Below are 22771 nucleotides of genomic sequence, written 5' to 3'. Positions count from 1 at the left end.
TTCCATGAATTCGGAACTGTGTACGCTGGTATTCGGCGGTGGTGATGGATGTGCTGGAGACGCCGCGACTGCAGATGGGGTGTGGGCCTTGCGTTCGCTCGCGCCCTTCTTCTTAGGGTGAGTTCGCTTATGCAGGTGGGGATTTGAGGAGGGGACGTATGACGTACAGCCGCGCGGACGGACCGTCGGCGGTTGAGTTCCGGCGGGCGCGTGAGGAGTGGATCGACGGCAGGATCCAGGACCTTGCCGACGTACTGGAGACCGCCGGTCCGGACCTGTACGAGCTGCTGCCGGCGGATCTGGGAGCACCTCGCCTGGTCGCGGCGGTCACGGTGGCCAGGGTGGCCGCGGACGAGGCGCGCACTCTGCCGGTGGCGGAGACCGTCCGCTGGCTTGAGCGTCTGATTCCCGGCGGGCACCGCCACGACCTGGCGGGAGCGGCCCGAGCACTCCGTTCGCGACTGGCGACCTGGGGCGAGCCCGCCGTCTTGTCGTGGAGCGCCGCTGCTTGGGAGGAGATGGCCCTGTGGTGGTGGCGAAGGCATCAGCCGCGCGCCGGTGATCCCGCGCAGGACTGCGCCGAGTGGCGCTCGCGCTGGTCGGCGGAGATTCCCTGGAACGGGGACATGGACGAGCCCGAGCAGGCACCGCGACGGCATGGTCGTAGGCTCCTCACGCCCGCTGAGTTCTTCGCGGCAGAACCCGAACCGCTGCGACTCCTGGCCCACGCGGTGCTCAGGTCACCTCGAACGGTCGCCGCCGTCGAGGACGCAGTCCTGCTGTGCGAGGAGCATCTCCAGGGCGCCGGGCACCTGAGGTGGCTGGCCGAACAGCAGGTCTGCGCCGATCAGCTCGAAGCGTGGCGCAGAGCTCAGCAGGAAACCGGGTCCGAGGCCACACGTGCCTTCCTGGCGGAGCTGTCCGAAGCCGTCAAGCGCTATGCCACGCTCGTGCTGCAACCCGTCGTCCAGGCCCTTTCCGCCGGTGAACGCGCGCTCCTGGACGGCAGCCGCCCCGGCGCACACCGCAATGCCGCCGACTATCTGGACGTGTTCCTTGACTGGCAGGTGCAGTCCGACGAGGACGCCTGGAGGGACGAGGTGCCGAGCGCCGACGTGGTACGGCAGGCTCGGGAGCACCGCGAGCGGGGAGAGACGACCTGGCAGGGCATGCGGGGCTCCGTGCCCGTCTGGTACCACATCGTCACCTCTCCGCAGGAGAAAGCGGCCGCTCTCGCCTACTCGGGTCGGCCGTCGGCCTCCGTCGTCCGCGTCCGGACCGGTGACGACGACGTGACAGTTCCAGGCCTCTCCCTGTTCGAGGGATTGTTCGACGAGGCCGAGGAGTCGGCGGACTGGTACCCGGACCCCGGCATCGATGTTCTGTACGAGCCGGGCAGCTCCTTCGACCTGTGCGCGCTTCTCGCACTGGCGCAACTCGGTCATGCGAGGCTGGAGTTCTTGACGGTCCATGCGGATGGAGCGGTGCGTGTCCTGCGCTCGGTCCGCGCCCTTGTGCGCGAGGACGACGCCAGGGCCTATCGGCGCTGGGCCCTGGCCGCGCTGGCGGAGCTGGCTCCGGACCCGGAGGACCTCGCCGACCTCATGGCGTGGGACGAGGAAGTGAGCGCGGACGAACCGAGCGAGGCCGACGGGGCGAAGGGCACTGGCCCGGGGGCCGGTCCTGAGGGGGCTCCCGAGCCGGAAGCCTCTTTCTCCGGGCGCCGCACCACGGGTGGCAGTCTTCCGCCCGAACTGCTCGGCAAGGTGAAGGCCCTGCTCCGCAAGGCCGAGAACGATGCCGCCACGGAAGAGGAGGCCCGTGCCTATCTCGCCAAGGCCACGGAGCTCATGGCCAAGTACGGCATCGAACAAGCCGTGCTCGACGATCTGGCCACACCCAGCGGGCCCCTGGACAAGGTCGTCGAGGTTCACCCGCCTTATGCCAAGGAGATGCGGCGCCTGCTTAGTTGGGTCGCCGGGGCCATGCGCTGCCGCTCGGTCTACCCCGGTGGCAAGGCCAGCCGCCTGCGGATCCACCTCTTCGGTTTCGAGCCCGACATCCAGGCGAGTGAGGTCCTGTTCGCCAGCCTGCGGCTGCAGATGCTGGACGGAGCGGACCGGGCCGACCGCCGGTACCGGCCGTCGGGGGAGGACGCGCGGGCCTACAAGCGTTCGTGGATGCTCGGGTTCATCCGAGAGGTGACCGACCGGGTAAAGGCCGCACAGGAGGCGGCACGGGCGGCCGCGGAGCGCGAGCAGGAGGCGACCGAGGGCGCGGGGAGTGTGGGACGCAGTGTGGCCCTGGTCCTCGCGGACCGGTCGACCGTGGTAGACGCACGCCTGAGCGACCGCTATCCCAAGCTGGGCAAGTCGCGCCCCACGAAGTTCAAGGGGACGGGCTACTGGCAGGGGCGCATCGATGGCCGGCATGCCGACATCGGCGGGCCGGATGTCGTTCCCGGCACGAGCGCCGACCACCTCGTCGGCTGATTGTGCGGCAACGGACGGCGGGTGGGCTCGGCTCCCCGGCGATGAGCGAGGCGGAGACGAGAAGTGCGGGGCTCAGCAGAGCCGAGTTCGGGGAGCTGGTCCGCTGCTCCAAGCCCACCGTGCAGTCGGTGGAGTTGGGGCGGCGGATGCCGGACGAGTCGTTCGTGGATCGGGCGGAGGGGGCGACGGGGAACACGGGGGCGTTGACGTGATCGACGCCGTATCTGAGCCGGCACGTCTTCCGGCGGCGGTTCGGGGACGAGCGGCAGATGTGGGAACTGTACGACCACGCGTTGGAGCTCAGCGCACGCGCCGTCCCGGCGGTCGCGTGGTCACTCCGTTCCCGCCGGGACACAGGTTCAGCGGAGGTCGGGTCCGCCCGCCACGACGATCTCACCGAGCAGACTGATCTCCTCGTCGGCGTCGGCCGGGACGTCCGAGTCAGTGTCGGCGAACCAGCCGGACGCCTCCTCGTCAGTGAGATGTGGATACTTCTCCAGGAGGAACCGCCGCCGGTACGCCATGTTCGCGGCGTCGACGATCCCCTCCAGAGTGGTCCAGTTGAGGGTGCCTCCGACGGCGATCCCGAATGCGGGTACGGCCTTGCCGAGTCCCTTCTTGGTGAGCCGGAAGCCGAACGCCTTCGCGAACTCCTGCGAAACCTTGGTGACGAGCGAATCGTTCAGGACTTCCCATGCCTTGCCGCGGAACAGTGCTTGGGTGAGCCGCGAGATGTCGGACATCGCGGCGTTCTTGGCAGTGGCCGAACTCGCCGTTCCGACGTTGACGACCGACATCACGAACAGCTTCTCGGCCGGCTCTTCGGGGTCGTAGCCGTAGAACAGCGAGACCTGGCCGACGGCGCGGGACGCCAGTCCGAGGACGGCCGCGGTGTCGGCGACGAACGCTCCCGCGATCGCACCTCCCGATGGCGCCGCCGCCGCGCCGGCAGAGGCGGCGATGACGAGCTGCCCTCCGGAGATCATCAGTCCCGCAGTCGCTCCGGAGAGCGCCGCGGCGGCCGGAAAATACCAGCTTGCCGCCCGTCCACGGACCGCGTCGACCTGCTTGAGGTCGAGCCGGCGTACGTCGCGCAGCGACTCGACCTCGTGCCCGTGCTTCTGGTGGCGCGCCACCACCCGCTCGGGGGAGAGTCCCGCCCGCGAGGCCCGTCCCACCGTCTTCCGTAGGGACTGAACGGCCGCGCCGCTCCAGTCCGGCATGGCGTCGGCGGCCCCGCGAGCCCCGGCGCCGACCTTCTCAGCGCCCTTGGCAACGAATTCCTGTCCACGCGAAACCGCAGATTTGGCCCGTGGGTGGTTCTCCAGTCGCTTCGACGCCCGCTTGCCGAGTTCCGCAACGCCGTTGCCCACTGCCTCGCCGGCGTTCCTCATCGTGCGTGACAGTGGGCGGCCCTTGAACTGCTGGATGGCACGCCAGGCCTCGAGCTCGTAGTCCGAGGGAAGCCGGTCCGGCTGTTGCGGGTCCTGCGGGTTGCTCATGATCCAGGCGCTCCTGTCGGTTCGGGCGGGGGAGGAAGCGGTGGTCCCCTACTCCTCGTGGGGGCGGTGGTACTTGAACTCGGCGAGTGGGTAGGGGCTCGGAGGAATCAAGGCCCGGGACTGCTGAGGCCCTACCGCTCGTACGACCCGATGGCGAGGCGGTACGCATGTGCGCGGCGTGAAGACCCACATGCCTTGCGACAAGGTGGCCCCGAGTACTCGCTCTTTGTCCCGCAACCAGGGATATCTGCTCTGCAGCTCGACGTAGTTGTCATTGGTGACGACGGCTCCACGCGTGTCCTCCGCGATCGCCGTTACCAGCGCGTCACCCTTGCCCTCGGTGCCGGCTGGAGGCTGGATGAGGTCCCCCTTGCCGAGCGCTGAGTCCACTGCGGCACGTTCCTTCTCCGCGACCTTGTGTCGGAAGGTGGCGTCGACGACCACGTGGAGCACGGCGTCGGGATACCGCGATGCCAGAGCGTCGCGGGCGGACAGGAGCTGGGCGAAGGACGGCCGGTCGTCGCTGCCGTACACGCCGGCTTGCCGCGGTGACCTGCCGATCCACGCCAGGTTGGAGCCGTCCACCACGAGCACCGCAGGCGCTGAACCGGTGGCTTGCTTGCGGACCTGCACCGGCAGAGGTCTGGCGGCTGTGTTGCCGGCGAGCAGATCCTCGAGTTCCTTGCGTACCGCCGGCGTCGGACCACCGGAGCTGAAACTCTTGATCTCCTCGTTCAGTACTTCCTCGCCGGTGCGTTCGAGGGTCGCGGTGACGTGCAGGAGCCCGTTCGTGTCGTATGTGTACTCCAGCAGGAACCGGGAGTCCTCACGAGCCCGGGGGTCCCGATAGGTGAGCCGGAGATCTGTCAACTGCACGTTGTCGGGGTGATCCAGGGGGCGCTCCGGGTCACCCTCCCAGATCTCCACGGCGAGGCTTCGGGCGTTGTCCCGGCGCGGCGTGTAGTTCTTGCGCTCCTTCCACGGCAGCGGGGAGTTGCGCGGAATGATCTGACTGAACTTCCGCTGTCCGGTGCTGTCCGTGACGACCGTACCCAGGGCATGGCTCGTGGCCACCTGGATCACGCCGTCGGCCTGCCCCGACAGCACCGCGGCCGCGATGGAGGCGCCGCGGGCGACCGCCGTCATGGGATCGCACACGTCGACCTCGACGGGCTGCTGCTGCATGACCTCGGCGACCGCCGCCCGGACGCCAGGGATCTGGCTCGTGCCGCCGATCATCAGCACCGCGTCCACATCAAGAGGCGCCATGTGCAGGTCGGTGAGGCACTGTTGGACCGGCGCCAGAGCGCGGTCCACGAGGTCGGTGATGGCGTCCTCCAGTTCCTCCTGGCACACCCTGACCGTGTCACCGTCCGGGGTCCTGATCGTGACGAAATCCTCGGAGGACAGGCGGATCTTGCTGCGTTCCACGTCGAGCCCGAACTGCCGCTCCTGCGCAGGCGTCCATGCCGATCGCGCCGGAGCCCGTTCAAGGACGAGGTCACGCAGACGGCGGTCGATCTCCAGACCGCCCAGTTCGGTCACACCCCGTGACGCAAGTTCTTCGAAGAACCCGTCCTGGTAGTCGAGCACGGTGACGTCGATCGTGCCGCCACCCCAGTCGAAGACCAGGATGGTGCGGGCCTCCCGCAGCTCGTGCACGTACGAGATCGCCGCCGCCGTGGGCTCGTTGAGCAGCGCCAGGACCTCGATGCCCGCGAACTGCGCGGCGGCCCGCGTGCGGTAGCGCGCGGCACCCGTGGCGTTCGCGGGCACGGTGATCACAGCCTGGTCTATGGCGGTGAGGTTGTGCTCCGCGCCCTTGCGCATGGCCTGGAACACACCGGCGGCCACCGTCGTGGCCGCGAACCTGCGGCCTCGGATGGTGACGTACTCGTCGTTCTTGAGGAGCCGCTTGCAGGCCTCGGCGGCCTCTTCGGAGCGGAGCTTGGCCTCCCAGCCGAACAGCGCTCCCCGGCGCAGCGAACTCATGCCCACCACGGAGGGGAAGAGGTGCTCGAAGCCGGGATGGCGCCAGTCGGCGTCGATGTGGTGGGCGTCGAGCAACAGTACGTCGGCGTCGTCGCCCAGCCACTGGGCCACCACAGAGTTGGTGGTGCCGAAATCGATGCCGGTGGCGATCACATGCCCTCCCCGTTCGTCGCCTCGTCGTCCCCCTCAGGGCGGTCCCCTCCGTCTGGCCCGGGCAGGCGGCGCAGTTGTCCGGAGAGCACCAGCTTGCCGGTGGCCTGGTCCACATAGGCCGGACGCAGCACCTCGAACGCCTCGCCGTCGCCTTCCACCACCACGAAGAGCTCGTGCTCGCCGTCGGGAGCGTCCACGCACCGCACGCCCTGGTCGTGCAAGGCGGCACGGATGCCCTTCCGGAGCGAACCGGCGCGCTGGTTGGGCGCGCCGGCGAGCAGGTCGACCTCGACCATCCGGGCCACGTACTCCTCCCGGGAGCGGAACGCCTCCAGGACGGCCTGGCGCAAGGCAGCCGTCACAGCGGCCTGCGGGGGCCGCCTCTCTTCCGGAAGAACGGTCAGGAGGTCGGCCGCCCGCTCAGTGAATCGGGCGAGCAGCATCTGAGGGCTGAGCAGTTCTTCGGGACGGTAGGTGCGCGGGGAGTCCTTGGGGGCATCGGCCGCCGCCCGCCGCTTCTCTCGACGGTGCTTGAGGCCGTTGTTCCCCTTGGGGGTAACCCGCTTGGGGGCGGCTGTCGTGTTCCGTCGGCTGCGGGGCACCTTTTTCACTGTGTGTGCATCCTTGAGTTGCGATCGGGGCGCCGGGGCGCGTTGAGCAGATGGGGCAGCAGATCCGCCACCGCCCGCTGCCGCACGAGCCCGAGGCCTTCTGGGGAGAGCGGTGTCGTTCGCCTGGTCAGCGGCGCCAGGGGCGGAACCAACGTGACCGGCACCTCGTCCGGGAGCGCGAACCTGCCCGGGTCGAGTGGCAGCACGAAGAAGCCGGACCAGTCCTCGTCGCGCTCGGCGACTCTGATGCGTTTCATCGCGCTGTTGAGCTGCGCGCTCACGTCCACGTCATGCACATGCTCCCGGCGGAGGTCCCGGTACCGGGTCTCCCAGCTCGGCGCGGCGTGCGGCAGCCCTAGATCGAGATACGGGTTGGACGCTGCCCCTCTGTCGTTGCGGGGAACCGCACGACGGCGCTCGATCATGCGGAGGTTGGACTCCGCCGGCTCGGGGGATCCGCTGATCTCCTGCAGGACGACGGTCGCCGCCTCCAGATCCTCCCGGAGCAGCAGCGTGTACGCATGGAAGTTGAGAACCTCAGCCCGGTAGGCCGAGTCAGCCGTCTCGAATGACATCAGTTTGTCGATCTGGGACGACGCACGAACGAGGTCATTCATACACAACAGGTCGTAAGCCTGCCGTAGGGCCATGAGCGCGTGTAGAGGCGACCGAGCGGGGTTGACGGCTGCCTTGGGCTCCCACAGAGAGAAAATGAGCCGCCACAACCCCCTGTCTTCCCAGATGTCCCGGTCCCAGTTGCCGACATCCACCCCGTCCAGGAGCCGACGCAGCCGGAGCACCAGATCGCGGGGCAGATTCCTCTCGAGCTCCTTCACCACGGAGGCGTCCCCATCGGCAACTCGCTCCAGAAGGTCGTATACATCGCCGATCGAGGGCAGCGGCTCGCCCCCGGCGAGGAAAGCGTTCCGCCGCTGCCAGGCGGGCCACTCCAGTGACGTCGCCTGCTCGGCGGTGATCTGCTCGGGAACCAGCCTCGCTTTGAGGTACGTGTGCTCCGGCTCCTCGGCCCGGTACTGCCACGGCTGGTGCTCGGGGCCGACCGCGCCGGCCTCGATGAGGTCGTCGAGGACGCTCAGCGGCATCCAGGGAAGCACCCGAGGAAGCAGCCGAGGCGGGAAGGCGGCTGCGCCATCCGCCGCGAACGCGCTGAGGAGGGCGGTGGCCCCGTAGGGGTCCTCGTTTACGGAGGCGGTGAGTGTGTCGTCGCCGGCTGTCAGGGCGGTGAGCCGTTGCTCCCCAACCTCGGACAGCCACAGAAAGTCGCCCGTGTGGGCGGCCGTGAGCGTCGCGGCGACGGTGGCCGGGTCGGCCCGTTCGAGAACGGACCGCACAGCAGGGAGCAGCCGGTCGTCCGGTTCGTCGCGCAGGGCGTCGGCTAAGACGTCGCGCGTCGCGTCGTCTGCGACGGAAGCGAGTTGTCGTAACAGAGCGTGGGCCTGCAGCACCGCCTGGGCCCCGAACACCCCCACTTTCCGCCACCTGCGCACGGTGAACCCGTCGACCCCCGCGTCAGCGCTCTGGGCGTCCCGGCGCGCTCTGAGCGCCTTCAGCCGCTCGCGTTCCCGTGCGACCGCTTCGGCCCGCGCACTTGGCGCTGCTTGCCCCGCCCCGTCGGCCGCCGACGTATTCGTCACAGTCCGGTTCCCTCATGCCGGGGGCCGTGGCCAGGGGTCGGTGTGAGGGTGGAGGTGTAGGTCTCGCCGTCCACGAGGGGCTTCTCCAGGCTCAGGCCGGCCGCGGCCATGCGGTCGTACTCGGTGAGCACGAGCCGCTTGGTGCGGTACTCGCCGAACTTGGCGATCTCGTTGTTCTTCAAGCCGCCCGACTCCGACTGGAAGGTCTCCAGGATGTAGTCGGTGTCCTCCGCCGAGATGCCGTACAGATGGAAGAAGTACGCGTCCAACTCGGCCCGTAGCTGGGCTCGTCGTTCCTCGGCCCAGCGGAACGGCTCGCCCTCGTCGCCCAGGTCGCGGGCGAGGGGAGTCATGTCGTAGGCGGTGTAGACGAGTTCGAGGACACGAGGGAGGAGGAAGGGGAGGTGGGGTTCGAGGGTGGTGGGGGTGGGGACGGGGAGTTGCTTCCACACGAACAGCTTCATGTGGGCGTCGCTGATCTTCTGGCGGCTGACGAAGTCGAAGACCAGGGAGGACTGGGTGGCCAGGAGGGCGGCCACCAGGGGCGGGGAGACCTGCGGGAGCATCAGGGGGTAGGTGTGGCCGACCGCTGCGCGCGGGAGGAACGCCGGGATTGCGGTGCGCTCGTTGGTTGATGCAGTGACGTCGCACCAGCCAACCAGCCAGTCGTGGTCCCACCTTGCCTCAGTGAGGCGCATGTCGACACCCGGTACTTCAAGGTCCTTGCCGCTGCGACGTGTCTTGATCGTTCCGATCTCCTGAATCCAGGCTAGGGGGATTGCTGAGCGATCCGGGCCCTGCAGTTCCTCGGTGGACAGGTAGCTGGGCTGGTTCTGTCGGTTCACGGCAGTCAGGCTCTTCACCACGTCGGCGGCGCGGTGATTGAAGAAGCCGACCATCTTGGCCTCGTACAGGGGCAGCATTCGCTCCCCGTCCCGCATGAAGACGTTTCCATCCAACTGCCAGCCTTCGTATTCCAATTGCTCTCGCGATCGGAAGAGGTCGGAGTCGTCGGTCATGTTGAAGAGGTTCTTGAACCTCATGCCCCATGGATTACCGCCCCGGCGCCCTTCGTCCCACAGCACGGGGACTCGGCGATAAATCCCCGCTGTCAACTCGGCGTCCTGGCGGGTCCGGAAAACAGGAAGGGTGCCCGTATTGGGGTTGATGAGGGCGAGGTCCTCAGGGCTTAGCGCAAACACGCGCTCAGGATTGTCGAGGTCAGTGATCTCCGAGAGGAAGAACCCGAAGTGTGCGGCAGGCTCCCGCATGGCTCGACCGGTGACGGACAGCAGGCAGAACTTGTAGCGGGAGTCCACACTTTCGAACCACTTGCCACCCTTCGGCAGGGCCGGACTCTTCGGGCGCCGGTTCTCGAAGTCGTACAGCGAGACCAGCGCCCCCCGCCGCGTGAAGTCCGAGAACAGATGCTGTGAGCCCGCCCCCGTCGCAATGGCCGTCGGCAGAACTACGCCGGACCGCCCCTCCGCCGCAACGACCTCCGACATCCGCTCCGCGAACAGCGTGTCCGTCTGGAGCGAATTGACGCCCTTGACGGTCAACCCCTTCGCACACAGCGGGAACACCTCCGAGTCCGCCGCGAAATGGAGCGTCCCCTTAACCGTGCGGCGCGCCTCCTGGTACCGCTTCCCCTCCGCCGGGTGCTCCCGCTCCCACTCCGCGATCCGCGTTCGCCGCGCCGTCCCCGAGATCGCCGCGATCTCCGGATCGACCACGCTGAAGTACTTCTTGTCCTCGAAGTCGACCTTGTCCCAAGGCGGGTTCCCCACCACACACGAGAATCCGCCCGCCCAACCCGTGCCCGGGGCGACCCCGTCCGCCTCCGTACCCTCCTCCGGCACCCGGAACACCTCCGGGTACTCCAGGTGCCAGTGGAAGAACCCGTACTGCTTCCTCAGCCGCACGATCTCGTCGTGCGTCGACTGCGGCGCCGCGTCGCCCTCCGGGTCCTCAAGGCCCCGGAACACCTCGTGCGTGATCGCCGGCGGCGCGTCCTCCCGCTTGATCCACACGAACGCCGCGCACCAGGCATCGGCGAGGTGCAGCGCCTGCAGGTACTCGGCGGACGTGGACCACGCCTCGTAAGCCTCCTCCTTGCGGCGCACGTCCGCCAGGGTCCTGGCCGGGGCGAAAGTGATGCGTCGCATGCCGGTCCCGAACGACGTGTTGGCGACCGGGGCCTCCGACGGGAGGTCGAACAGGGTGCCCTGGTCGAGCCGCTCGTGATGGTTACGGGAGAGCAGCTGCTTCGCCCAGCCCTCGTCGTCACCTTCCGTCTTCTTGAACGCCCGGTCGGGGATGCCGTCCTTCATCAGCGCGGGCGTGGCGCCGATCAGGCCGTTTCCGTGCTTGATGTGGGCGTCGAGGAAGCCGAGGGGGCGGCCCGGTTCCATGGCCTCCAGCCACAGGGACACCTTGGCAAGCTCCACCGCCATGGGGTTGAGGTCGACGCCGTACACACAACGGGCCACGACCTCGTGCAGGGCATGGCGAACCGCCTCGACCGTCGGCTCGGGGTTGCGCTCCCGCACGGAGGCGACCCGCTTGGCGATGCGGCGGGCGGCGCCGACGAGGAAGTGGCCGGAGCCGCAGGCCGGGTCGCAGACCGTCAGGGACAGCAGTTCCTCGACGATCGCGTCGGCGGGCTCGGTGCGGCCCTCCGACCGGGCCCGCTCCTCGCCCCGTACGACCGCGGCGTCTATCACCGGGTTCAGCGTCGAGTCGAGCAGGGTCTCGGTCAGGGCGGACGGGGTGTAGTAACTGCCCGTCTTCTTACGGTCGTTGCCCACCCGGTCCACCAGCTCGAACGTGCGCTTCGTCGCGCTGTGCTTCGGCACGAGTTCCAGCAGCGCCTCGTACACCGAGCCCAGCTCCTCGGCGCCCATGTGCCGGTAATCGGCCGGGCGCCAGCGGGCGGAGTCGGCGTCGCGGACGCGGGCGAGGTGGCGTACGGCCTCCAGGAAGTACCGGTTGGAGAGCTTGGCTTCGGCCAGCGACGCATCCGCGTCCGTCGTGTTGAACAGGCCGCCCAGACCGGGAAGGCCCAGTTCCGGCCTGCCCTGCTCGTCGCCGAGCGCGGCCAGGACCAGCTGGACAGCCGCGTACTGGTCGCTGTGCGCGGTGCCCTGTCGACGCTGCGATCGCTCGCGCAGTCGGGCCGTGGAGAAGTACGTGCGGTAGCGGTCGCGGGCCTGCTCGTCGGCGTCCGGGGTCAGCAGTGCCTCGCGGTCCTCGGCCACGAAGAGGAAGATCAGCCGGTAGACCAGGCGCAGCAGCGCGGACTGGAGGGCGGACGGGTCGAGGTTCTCACGCAGGGCCGTGTTGTCGGGGTGGCGCAGGAAGCCCGTACCGAGTGCGGCCAGAGCCTGCTGGACACCGTAGCGGTAGTGGTCCAGCGCCCGTGTGCCCGACTCGATGGCAGCCGTGCGCCAGGCTTCCAGCCAGCACGTGGACGGCGGCGCGTCCTGCGCCACCTCGAACCGCGAGGCGTGCAGCAGCCGGTACAGCAGCACGAACTCGCTGAACAGCTCGCCGTCGAAGATCGCTTCGAGGTCGAATTCGACGTACGACGCCGTGGCCAGCGCGCTGGAGTCGCGCAGCAGACGCACCTGGCGCCCGTTCGTCAGGACTCCCCAGAGGTGGGCCTCCGTGCGGTTCAGGCACTCCTGGAGCATCGACTGCGGCGGCACGGTGCCCGCCCCGCCCGCGCGCTTGTCCAGGTCGGCGTTCCACGGGGTCTGGTGGATCAGCGCATGCTGCCAGCGGTGGGAGACCGGGAACTTCTTCTCCGTGTCGGAGTCGGCGGTGATGCCCGCGGCACCGATCGCCGTGAGCCGGCCGAAGCCCAGCTCGCGCCAGAGGGAGGTGAGCCAGTCGCTGTCGGCGATCCCCGTCGGGTCGGCCGCCGGCACGCCGGTCTCGCGGTTCTCCGGCAGCCGCTTGCGCAGCTCCCGCCACAGCGGCTTGAGGTACTCCCAGCCACGCTCCGCCTCGTCCCGTACCGAACGCGACGACGGCAGGCCGTAGTCGGCAGGCTTGGAGCCCGGGACGTCCTTGCCCTCCGAGATCCGGAGCAGCATGTCGGCCGGGAGCAGCCCGCCGACCGTGTGGACGGCGGTGAACACCTGGTTGCGGGTGGTGGCGGACATCAGGCGGTAACTCCAGCGGGGACAGCGGGAACGGAGGAGGTGGCCGGCAGGTAGACGTAGGCGCCGAGGACGTCGGCCGGCTTCTGGGCCGTGACCGACAAACCGCGGACGATCTCGCCGGACGCGGTCCGCACCCGGCGGTGGGCGGCGTCCAGCTCGGCGGCCAGTTCGTCGCCGTACGTCTCCAGGTAGCCGTTCACATCCGGTAGTTGGCCGAGGATGCGGGTCATCGTCCGCTCGCCGAAGTGCGGGTCCGTGTTGTCCGACGCCGTCGCGCCGAGCAGTTCGGCCGCCCGCTCGTGCGGCAGCCACACCGCGTTCCGCGGCGCGCCCTCGAAGGCCAGGAGGCGCGCGTCCTCCGCCACCAGCTGCCGTTCGCCGTTCCTCGACGGCAGTGTGAGGTGAAAGCGGTAGCGGACCAGGAGCAGGGTCGTGCGGGTGCTCACCGCTTCCGTAGTGATCACGCCGCAGCGGCGGGCCGGGCGGGCGCCCTCGGCCAGGGTGTCCAGGGCGGCGTTCAGGACGTGGGACGCGAGCGCGCCCACGACCGGGTCGGTGCGCACCAGGGCCGCCTCGCCGCGCGCCACCGCGGGATCGGTCCGGAACGGGATCTCGCGGTCCTTCTCGATCACCTCCGAGCCCACGGTCGCAGCGAGCGCGTCCCGCAGACCGGCCGGGGTGCCGCCCACCTGTGCGGTGAAGTCCTCGCCACTGCCGCGCAGCACCGCGTTGAGCGCGCCCAGGGACTCCCGCACGAAAGTCCGGACCTCTCCTGTCTCGCCGAGCGCCTGGCGGACCGAGGCGACCTCCCGGGCCACCTCCTCGGGGTGCACCGAGCGCTGGGCGAAACGCGAGCGGGACGCGCGCTCGCGCTCCGCCGCCGAGTTCCAGTCGTTCTCCAGCTTCTCCTTGTTCACCCTGAACGCGTCCGCGCTGAACAGCGCGTCCTGGTCCTCGCGGCCGCGCATCAGCAGCCACTCCACGATCGCGTCCGTCACGCCCGTCGACAGCTCGTCCGGCACCGAGACGGAGATGCCCAGGTCCTTCTTGATCTGGCGGTGCTTCTTGATCAGCACCTCCAGGACCTTGCCGTCGATGCCGTTGTCGTCGCCGTACAGGGTGATGACGCGGACCTCGTCGCGGCGCTGGCCGTAACGGTCGACGCGGCCCTCGCGCTGGTCGTGGCGGGTGGGGTTCCAGGCGAGGTCGTAGTGGAGGACCGCGTCGAAGTGGTGCTGGAGGTTGACGCCCTCGGAGAGGCAGTCGGTGGCGATCAGGACCCGGCGGGCCGCCGCGTCCGGGCCGGCCTCGGCCGCCAGCGCCTCGATCCGCTCGATGCGCTGCTGCGGGGAGAGCTCTCCCGTGACCGCCTTGACGACCGTTTTCGCGCCCAGCGGGCCGCGCTTCTTCTTCTCCGGGGCGTTCTCCAGCTGGTCGGCCAGATACTTGGCCGTCGGGATGTAACGGCAGAAGACGATCGGGTTGTAGCCGTCGGCGAGCAGCGCCTTGAGGTGCTTGATGAGTGCCTTCAGCTTCAGGTCCTTCTCCGGGCCTTCCAGCTGCGCGGCGCGCTCGGCGAGTTCCGCCAGGCGGGACTTCGGCTTGCTGTCGCTCGCTGCTTCGTTCGTTCCCTCGTCCGTCTCCGCGCCCGGCGCCACGTCCATGCCCTCCATGGCGTCGCTGTCGGCCGCGTCGCTGTTCAGCGGGGCTCCGAGCTTGTCGGCCTCCTCCGCCGACGCGGCGATCGCCGCCGCCGAACGCGTCGTCAAGGTCTGCGCGGCCGCTCGCGGCGACGACACCAAGGAGCGCAGCAGCGCGATCGCCGACCACCAGGCGATCCGCGCCTCGCGGTTGCCCTTGCTGCCCGCCTCCTCCACCCGCTCACTCGCGTATGCGATGGCGTCGTCGAGCAGCGCCCGGTAGTCGGGGGAGAGCTTGTACGTCTCGTCCTTGAAGTAGCGGTCCGAGGGGAACGCTGTGCGCTCCGCGAGGGAGTCGTCGGCCAGGCCGTCCTCCTTGGTGAGGTACCGCCGTACGTCAGCCCGCTTGCGCGCCACGAAGTGCTGGGCCAGCAGCTTCCGGCCCGCCTCCGACTCCAGGTGCACCTCCGCCAGCTCCGGCTTCACCAGCCCGAGCAGGTTGCGGAACGCCGACTCCTTGCCGCTGTGCGGGGTGGCCGTCACGAGGAGCAGGTGCCGCTCGGCATCCTCCGCCACGCGGCGCAGGAGCTCGTAACGCAGCTGATTCTGCGCGCTCGCCGAGGTGTCGTCGGCGGCCACGCATGTGTGCGCCTCGTCGACGATCACCAGGTCGGGGCAGTGGCGGACGAAGTCGTCCCGGTGGCGCGGGGACTTGATGAAGTCCGTCGAGACGATCACGTTCGGATACCGGTCGAACAGCGACTGGCCGAGGTCCAGACCCCGCTCCAGGCGGGAGACCGTCGAGGACAGCACCAGTTCCGCGTCGATACCGAACTTGCTGCGCAGCTCCTGCTGCCACTGCTCGGCCAGCGCGGGCGAGCACAGCACCGCAAGACCCGTCGCCTCGCCCTGAGCCAGCAGCTCGCTCGCGATCAGACCGGCCTCGACCGTCTTGCCGATGCCGACGTCATCCGAGATCAGCATCCGTACGGTCTTCTGGCGCAGCGCCATCAGCAGCGGTACGAGCTGGTAGGCGCGCGGCTCCACCGCGATGCCCGCCAGGGATCGGAACGGGCCCGCGCCCGATCGGAAGCCGACCCGGAGCGCGGTGCGCAGCAGGCCCGCAGCCCGCTGGTCGCCGAGGTCGGCCGGCTCGGGCGGCGCGAATCGGGCCTCCTCGACCGGCTCGAACGGGAACACTGCCGCGATGTCGTCGTCCGAGCCGCCCAGCGGGCGGAGGACGAGCAGGTCGGGCTCGCTCTCGGGGAGCACCACCCACTCACGGCCGCGGGCCTTCACCAGGGATCCGGCGGAGAACGTGAATGCCATAGTGATCGTCAAATCCTCTGGGTGATCGGTCAGTCGGTGGCGGCCGGGGAGCCGAACCAGCGGGGGTGGGCGGCGGCGATGGCGTCCCAGTCGTCGCCGTGCGGGAAGCGGACGACGTCCCAGGTGGCGTCGAAGAGCCGCTCTTCCGCATCGGCGTCCCGCAGCGCGCTCGTCTCAGTGCCGGGGCCGTCGACGAACACGGCTACGTTGACCCCCGGCAGCCGGTACACGAAGTCCGGAGCCGCGTTCGCATCCGTCAGGAAGACGTTCTTCTCGTCCGGGAGGCGCAGAGCACGCGCCTTGACCCAGCCCAGGAAGTCACCCTGCGCGGCGAGTTCGGAAGCCGACACCTCGACAGGAGTGGGGCCGGCGGGGGAGTCGGCGAGCAGCCGCCGGTGCTGCTCCGAGCGGGACTCACCCCGCGCCTCGCGCCTCGCCGACGCCGACGCCAACCGCACCAGCAGGTCCGTCACCGTGTGCCGGTTGATCCGGGCGTGGTCGAGCTGGTTTCCGTACGTGAGCAGGCAGTCGTAGCAGCCGAGGGCGCAGGCGCGTCCCGGACGGTGTTTCTCCCCGCCCTCGTCCTTGCCGTCCGGCGAGAAGTGGCAGATCTCCAGGGCGCGGCGGGCCGCCTTGGCGAGAGCGTCGTCCTCTGCCTGGAGGCGGCGCAGTACGCCCGCGCCGCCCTCCGCGGCCTCCATGAACAGGATGCGGCGCCGCGGCCCGTCGTTCGGCGGCAGCAGCTCGCTGGACAGCTCGGCGTCCTCCAGCTCGAACTCGGCTTCAATGCCCCGCTCCAGGGCGTACATCAGCGTGAGCGCGATCGGCTCGGGCAGCGCCTCGTCGAGGGTGACGACCAGGATGTTGCGGCGGTCCTCCACGAACGGGATGACCCGCTTCCTACGGCGCCGCTCGTTGCCGTCCGCGTCGACGAGCGGCAGCTCGCTGGAGTCGCCCGACGCCTCGGCCGCGTCCTTGTCATTCATCCAGCGGCCGTCGGCCAGGTCGAGCCAGTAGCCCGGCGGCTCGTCCGTCCGGGCGCGTACCCGGCCGGTGTTGGTGATGCGGACGGTCGCGGAGTCACCGTACGAGATCTCCGCGAGCTGCCCGCCCGCGGCCTCGGTGACCTTCGCGTTGAGGCGGCCCTTGCGGACGCCGTGGTCATGGAAGCGGTACGACGTCTCCAGCCGGTAGCCGGCCCGGCGCCGCTCCTCCTCGTCCGAGGAGATCCGTTCGCGACGGGTGGTGTAGACGGTGTGCAGGTGGAGCAGGCCGTACGTCGCCGCGCCCAGTGTCTCGTTGCAGAAGCCGCAGCGGTCCTCGCGCTCCTTGGGCTCGTGGTGGTATCCGCAGTTCACGCAGCGACGGGCCTCGCCGGTGGTCAGTTCGCCGGAGGAGTCCGGCGGGAGCTGGACGCGGGTCACCTGGTAGCGGGCCCCCTCGTGGTAGATGAGCGCGCCGGGGCCGAACTCGCGGATGGCGAGGAAGCGGGGACGCTGGAGGTAGTCGCCGTCGCCGCGACGGCGGCCGATCGTCGGGATGTACGCGGCGAGCGGCAGGCGGGGGAAGCTGTAGCCGGGCAGGAAGCCTTCGGAGGCCAGGTAGCGGTACGGGTTGAAGTCGGAGAGGACCGACTTGCTGTCGACGCTCTCGTTCATCAGCAGGTTCAGCTGGGTCTCGGCCTCACGGCGGCGGGCGTTGGCGCGGATGCGGTCGCCTTCGGTGAGGCTGTAATCCAGGCGCCGCTTGTTCTGGACGTACTGGTCGTCGAGCGCGGCGCGGAACAGGCTGCGCCAGCGGTCGAAAGCGCGGTCGAAGCGCTTGGCGACGGTCCTGACCTTGTCGTCGATCCAGTCGTCGTGCCACCAGGTCGTGTCGGTGAAGTCCCTGAACAGCGGGCCGAGGACGCGCAGTGCCGCGTCCACCGTGCGCCGCTGGGCGCCGTCGTCGTGCGCCGCCGCCTGGATGTCGGGCAGCAGGTGCAGGGCGGGGTCCGGGCGCTCACCGGTGTCGGGGTACGACACATCCAGGACGTCGGGGATGGAGCGGCCCAGGCGCAGGCCCGCCTCGGCGATCCAGATGCCCTGGAGGTGGGAGAGGACCAGGTCCTCGTTGGCGAGGTCCAGGCGGGGCGGGGCGACCGCGCCCGCCACCATGCGCTCGGAGCGGCGGAAGTAGTACTGGTCGTGACTGTTGCCCGTCGCGCAGTACGTCGTCACCAGGGCGGGCTGGCCGCTGCGGCCCGCGCGGCCTGAACGCTGGGCGTAATTGGCAGGAGTGGGCGGCACGTTGCGCATCATCACCGCGTTGAGCGAGGAGATGTCGACGCCCAGCTCCATGGTGGGGGAGCAGTACAGCAGCTTCAGCTCAGCCTTGCGGAAGGCCTCTTCGCGCGCCTCCCGGTCCTCCGGGGACACCTGCGCGGTGTGCTCGCGGGCGTACAGACCGGAGAGGGCGTCGGCCGTCTCGCGGTACAGCTTGAGGAAGAAGGTGTTGATGCGCGGGCCGTCGCCGCTCTGGTACGTGCGGGTCAGCGGGTCGTGCGCGCCCGACTCACCCTTGCCCGCGCGCCACACGAGGGACTGGGCGGCCACCCGGTACCCGGTCGCGACGGCGGACGACGTGCGGCGGAAGCGGCCGGCCCGCTGGGGCGCCGCCTCCACCTCCTTCACCAGACTCGCCTTGGTCAGCACCTTCAGCAGCTCCGTGATGATCAACTGGAGGTCGTCCGGGCCGAGGTCCCGGAAGGTGCGGTCCGCGCGCTTCAGGTACTTGCCGTACTTGCCGCGTGCCGACAGGAACAGGCTGGATCGGTCCATACCCGGTCGGGAGGGATGCGGATAGGCGGTGCCCACGCGGGGCTTGTCGGCCGAGGACAGGACCCACGGGTCCACGAGCCGTTCCTCGCTCGCCCGCTGCAGCGAGTCGAAGGCATCGTCGCGGAAGTACGACACATCGATGGCCAGCGAGCGCCGCATTTCGTCCAGCAGAGTCCGCATGATCTCGGCGCGCAGCGCCGGGTCCGCGTCCCGCAGCGCCTGGTGGGTGCCCTCCCAGCGGTCCTGCTTGGCGGCGACCCAGTCCAGGTCCTCGTAGTCGAGCTCCAGCAGGCCGGTCTGCTCCAGGTTGGGCATGGTGATGCGCCAGCCGCGCTCCAGGTCGAGGTAGAGCCGGAAGGCGACCACGTCCCGCAGGGTACGGGCGGCGTTGCGGGCGAGCGACGGGGGCAGGTCGGCCTCCCCGGTGTAGTCCACCGGGGAGATGGCGAGTGCGTTGGTCACTGCGGAGGCCAGCTCTTCGTGGTGCAGACCCTCCTCTCCCGCATCCAGAGCCGCCCGGTACAGCGCGCCGCGCAACTGGGTGATCTGCACGAAGTCGTTGAAGTGGCCCGCCTGGAGGGAGGCGTCCTGACGGTTGTCGACGAAGGTGAGGAGCTTGCGTGCCTCCTTGTCCAGCGCCTCCTCCGGCACCGACTTCAGCGAGCGCACGATCGACGCCGAGACCAGCGACGTCGCCGACGAACGGCCCTCCTGGTCCAGTGTGGCCAGCTTGGCGAAGTCCCGGCCGCGCGTCTGCTCGTAGGCCACACCACAGTGCAGGCAGAACAGGAACGGCGACGGGATGAACGCGGCCTTGAGCTCGCCCCGGCCCTCGTGACCGAACGGGTCGACGGTGACGGCCTTCGGGACCCGGTCGCGGTACGCGCGCTTGAGCACCTCCTGGCCCTTGTCGTCCAGCTCCAGCCAGGATTCCGGCAACCGCCGGTCGTCAACCGCGTACTGCGTGTTGGACGGCCACTCGCGCTCGTGGTCCACATACAGATAGCCGTCGCCTTGACGGCCGCCGGTCGCCGAGGTGTCGCGGCGGGCCTCGTAACGCACCTCGCCGTCCTTCTCCGTGCGCCACACCGTCAGGTACTCCTGCCCGCACTCCCTGCAGAAGGCGAGCGGCATCAGCAACTTGCCTTCGCTGCCCGGCTGTTCGAGCTGGTAGGAACGGGTGAGGTGGCGTGAGGACTTGTTCTCCAGAGTGACGTAGACCGTGTCGCCCTTGGAGAGGAACTGGTGCAGGCGGAACGCGAAAAGCGGCCGCTCGTTGCGCGGGTTGAGCGCCTGGGAGCCGGCCTCCAGGGTGGCGCGGATCGCCTGTGCGCACAGCTCCTCGTCGACGCCGGAGCCCTCGTGCAACTCGCGCGCCGCGACCTCGATCTGCGTCGGCGGCCGGCGTACGAGACTGCCCGTGGCGTGGTCCTCGGCAAGGCCGAAGCGGTCTTCGATCCAGCGGGCCAGCGGGTCGCGTACCAGGTCGTCGTAGGCGCGCGGGGCGGAGGCGGTGAGGCGTTCGGCCGGCACGGTGCCGGGGGCCTCGCCGGTCGCGCGGACCAAGGTCTCGCCGATGACGTGCTCGGGCCGGAGCTTCGTGCCGAACAGTGTGCTCGCCACGCCGGCGACGACTCGCCGCTGGTCCTCAAGGGTGCCCTCCGTCGACATGGTGGCCGACGTGCCGATGCACTGGAGGTCCTCCGCCTGGCATGCCTCCCGGACGCGGCGGATCAGCAGGGCCACGTCGGCCCCCTGGCGGCCGCGATAGGTGTGCAGCTCGTCGAAGACGAGGAACTCCAGGCCCCGCGCCATCCTGATCAGGCTCGCCCGGTCGGCCGGGCGGGTCAGCATCAGCTCCAGCATCACGTAGTTGGTGAGCAGGATGTCGGGCGGGTTGTCGCGGATCTCCTTGCGCCTCGCGTCGTCCTCCTGGCCCGTGTAACGGGCGAAGGTGACGGGCTCGCGGCCCGCGCCGTAGCCGTCGAGCAGGTACTTTTCCAGCTCGCGCAGCTGGCTGTTGGCGAGCGCGTTCATCGGATACACGATGATCGCCCGCACCCGCTTCGGCCCGTTCGGCCCCTCCGCATCCCGCTCGTGGAGCACCTTGTCGACGATCGGGACGATGTAGGAGAGCGACTTGCCGGAGCCGGTGCCGGTCGTCAGGACGTATGACGCTCCCGAGGCAGCGGCGTCGATGGCGTCGCGCTGGTGCCGGTGCAGCACGAGCGGCCGGCCGTCGCAGACGGTGCCGCCCTCCGTCTTCTTCGCCTGGAAGATGCGGGCGCACTCGGGGTGCAGCACCTTCTGCTGGGCGAGTTCCACCACCGTGCCGCCGCCCTGGAAGAACGGGTTGAGCGACAGCCAGGGGTTCGGCCACTGGGACTTGTCGTCGAGGTCCTTCTCGACGTATGCCTTGATGCGCTCGTCACGGATGACGGTGCCGCCCTCCGTGAAGGAGCGGTAGTCGCGGATCAGTGCCTGGTGGACGCCGAAGACGTCCATGGCGGTGCCGGAGGCGGTCACCGGGGCGGGTGGCCACTCCGGGGTCGTCGCCGGGGCGGTGAGGGACTCACGCAGCGGGAGCGTGGGGTCCAGATGACGCCAGCTGGGGACCAGGGACTTGTCGTCCGACGGTACGGCGAGCGGAAGCAGGGCATCCCGTACGGCCACGGCGTCGGCCGGGCGGTCGGCCGGCTTCTTGGCGAGCAGCCGGTCCACGAGACGGGCCAGCTCGGCGGGAATCCCGCCACGGATCGCGCGGACCGGGCCGGGCTCCTGGTGAACATGGCGCTCGGCCAGCTCGTACACCGACTCGTTCGTGAAGGGAGGGACGCCGACCAGCATCTCGTACAGCACACAGCCCAGCGCGTAGAGGTCGGCGGCCTGGGTCACCTGCTTGGCCTGGCACTGCTCCGGAGCCATGTACCGGGCGGTGCCCACGCTGACGCCTGTGCTGGTCAGGCGCGTCTGATCCGGGTCGTCGACGATGCTGCCCATGCCGAAGTCGAGCACCTTGACCGTGCCGCCCCGCGTAAGCATGACGTTGGCAGGCTTCAGGTCGCGGTGGACCACACCCTGCGCGTGCGCGGCGGCGAGGCCGGCGGCGACTTGGGCGCCAATGGCGGCTATCCAGGAGATGGGGAGCTGCGGCTCCTCCTCGATGAGGTCGCGCAGCGAGCCGCCGTCCAGGAACTCCATCGCCAGGTAGGGCAGACCATCGCAGTCCGCCGCGATGCCACCCTCGACGATCCGGGTGAGGTGGGGGTGGTGATCCAGATGCCGCATGATGCCCACTTCGCGGGCGAAGCGCTCCACGGCCTTGGTGTGGCCGCTGGTGTCGATCCGGGCTCCGGTGCGGCGGCGGAGGATCGTCTTCACAGCGACCTTGCGCTCGGGTGAGCCCTCGGGAGCGCGCAGGTCCTCGGCCTGATGGACCTCCCCCATGTTGCCCCTGCCGATGACGCGCACGATGCGGAATCTGCCGTCGACGAGCTCGTGGCTCACTGCCGCTCCTCTGACCTCTGCTCGCTTCACCTGCTGATCTGCTGCCGCACGGCACATCGTGCCAGAGCGCACAGTGACGCAGCCGTCACTGTACACGAATTGCGTCTGAATTAACGGGGGTTCTGTACGTTGACATCGTCAACTTGCTCCCCACGTCCCCGTGAAGCTAAATGGGGTGGATGGGGGCGTATGCGCACATGTCGACGCGGACTCTCCAGCTGTGGATAAAGTTTCTCGTGCCGCTGGCGGGCGGGTTCACGCTCACGCAGCCGGCCCACACGCATCGGCACGGTGTTCCGGTTCAAGGGGCTGAAGCACCAGCGGTTGATCATCGCGGACCGGCGGGCTCGGTCTCGGCGGAACTGCGCCGGCGTGAGACGCGCGGGACCCGGCCATCGTCAACCGCTTTCACGCCAACGACCAGGCAGGCAAACCGTCGTGGGCGTCCGGTGTCAGTGCCGGGCACTAGTCTCGTTCGCCCGGCAAGGAGCTGAACTCAGGGGGAGCACGAGACCGCCATGCCCGACAAGCACACCGGATACCGCATCTCCGTCGTCGACGAGGACCCGCTGCGCGCTCGCAAGGAGGCGCGCGAACTGCTCTCCGAGATCGCCGAGTTGGACCCTACGGCCAGACTGGACCTGTCCGGGTCCGGCAGCCCGGCGGGAGCCGGCGACAAGGGCGGCCCGTCCGCCGAGACCGTCGGACTGCTGTTGAGCGCCGGTTCGTTCGCCGCCGCGCTGGTGCAGGTGTGGCTGGCGCGGGTCCCTCAGCGCACCATCGTGGTGAAGCGGCCCGACGGGGCGACCCTGCACCTCACTGGCAAGCAGGCCCGGGAGGATGACACGCTGGTCGAGCGGTTCCTCGCGGACGGCGGCGACGGCACGGCGGCGGGCTGAGCG

At 69.5% G+C, this 22771-nt stretch carries 9 protein-coding genes and 1 pseudogene; 3 read left to right on the top strand and 7 right to left on the bottom strand.

Annotated features, from left to right (window positions below):
• The first annotated feature begins 158 nt into the window (after window positions 1-158).
• Window positions 159-2492 carry a DUF2786 domain-containing protein gene (locus tag ACFW5B_RS12075; protein WP_386437174.1) on the top strand — a complete coding sequence of 778 codons (2334 nt, stop codon included), beginning with the start codon at window positions 159-161 and terminating at the stop codon, window positions 2490-2492.
• Window positions 2493-2551: 59 nt separating this feature from the next.
• Window positions 2552-2698: pseudogene (locus tag ACFW5B_RS12070) on the top strand (helix-turn-helix domain-containing protein); the annotation flags it as partial.
• 153 nt (window positions 2699-2851) lie between these two features.
• Here ACFW5B_RS12070 and ACFW5B_RS12065 read toward each other — a convergent pair.
• Genes ACFW5B_RS12065 through ACFW5B_RS12035 form a run of 7 tightly spaced genes read right to left on the bottom strand, consistent with a single transcriptional unit; the run spans window position 2852 to window position 21869 of the window.
• Window positions 2852-3994: an EcsC family protein gene (locus ACFW5B_RS12065; protein ID WP_386437171.1), complete on the bottom strand. Its 1143-nt coding sequence runs from the start codon at window positions 3992-3994 to the stop codon at window positions 2852-2854.
• A 48-nt stretch (window positions 3995-4042) separates the two neighbouring features.
• A complete protein-coding gene (locus ACFW5B_RS12060) occupies window positions 4043-6139 on the bottom strand; it encodes an Hsp70 family protein (protein WP_386437168.1) in 2097 nt (698 codons plus the stop codon).
• Window positions 6136-6741, bottom strand: coding sequence for a hypothetical protein (locus ACFW5B_RS12055; RefSeq protein WP_386437166.1), 606 nt, complete (start codon window positions 6739-6741; stop codon window positions 6136-6138). Before ACFW5B_RS12055 ends, ACFW5B_RS12060 begins: the two co-directional genes overlap by 4 nt.
• Before the next feature lie 5 nt (window positions 6742-6746).
• Entirely contained in the window at window positions 6747-8405 is a 1659-nt protein-coding gene (locus ACFW5B_RS12050) for a hypothetical protein (protein WP_386437164.1), read from the bottom strand.
• Complete coding sequence (locus tag ACFW5B_RS12045) at window positions 8402-12574, bottom strand: Eco57I restriction-modification methylase domain-containing protein (RefSeq protein ID WP_386437162.1); 4173 nt, start codon at window positions 12572-12574, stop codon at window positions 8402-8404. Before ACFW5B_RS12045 ends, ACFW5B_RS12050 begins: the two co-directional genes overlap by 4 nt.
• On the bottom strand, window positions 12574-15543 hold the full coding sequence (locus ACFW5B_RS12040; RefSeq protein WP_386437159.1) for a helicase-related protein: 2970 nt from the start codon (window positions 15541-15543) through the stop codon (window positions 12574-12576). Before ACFW5B_RS12040 ends, ACFW5B_RS12045 begins: the two co-directional genes overlap by 1 nt.
• Before the next feature lie 29 nt (window positions 15544-15572).
• Window positions 15573-21869, bottom strand: a complete 6297-nt coding sequence (locus ACFW5B_RS12035) for a protein kinase (RefSeq protein ID WP_386437156.1) — start codon at window positions 21867-21869, stop codon at window positions 15573-15575.
• Window positions 21870-22387: 518 nt separating this feature from the next.
• Between ACFW5B_RS12035 and ACFW5B_RS12030 the strand changes: the two genes are divergently transcribed.
• Complete coding sequence (locus ACFW5B_RS12030) at window positions 22388-22768, top strand: hypothetical protein (RefSeq protein WP_386437154.1); 381 nt, start codon at window positions 22388-22390, stop codon at window positions 22766-22768.
• The last annotated feature ends 3 nt before the right edge of the window (window positions 22769-22771 follow it).

The sequence above is a fragment of the Streptomyces sp. NPDC058773 genome (assembly GCF_042746015.1).
GTDB lineage: Bacteria > Actinomycetota > Actinomycetes > Streptomycetales > Streptomycetaceae > Streptomyces.
Note: the sequence above shows the minus strand (reverse complement) of the source record. Positions and strands in the feature narration are given on the sequence as shown.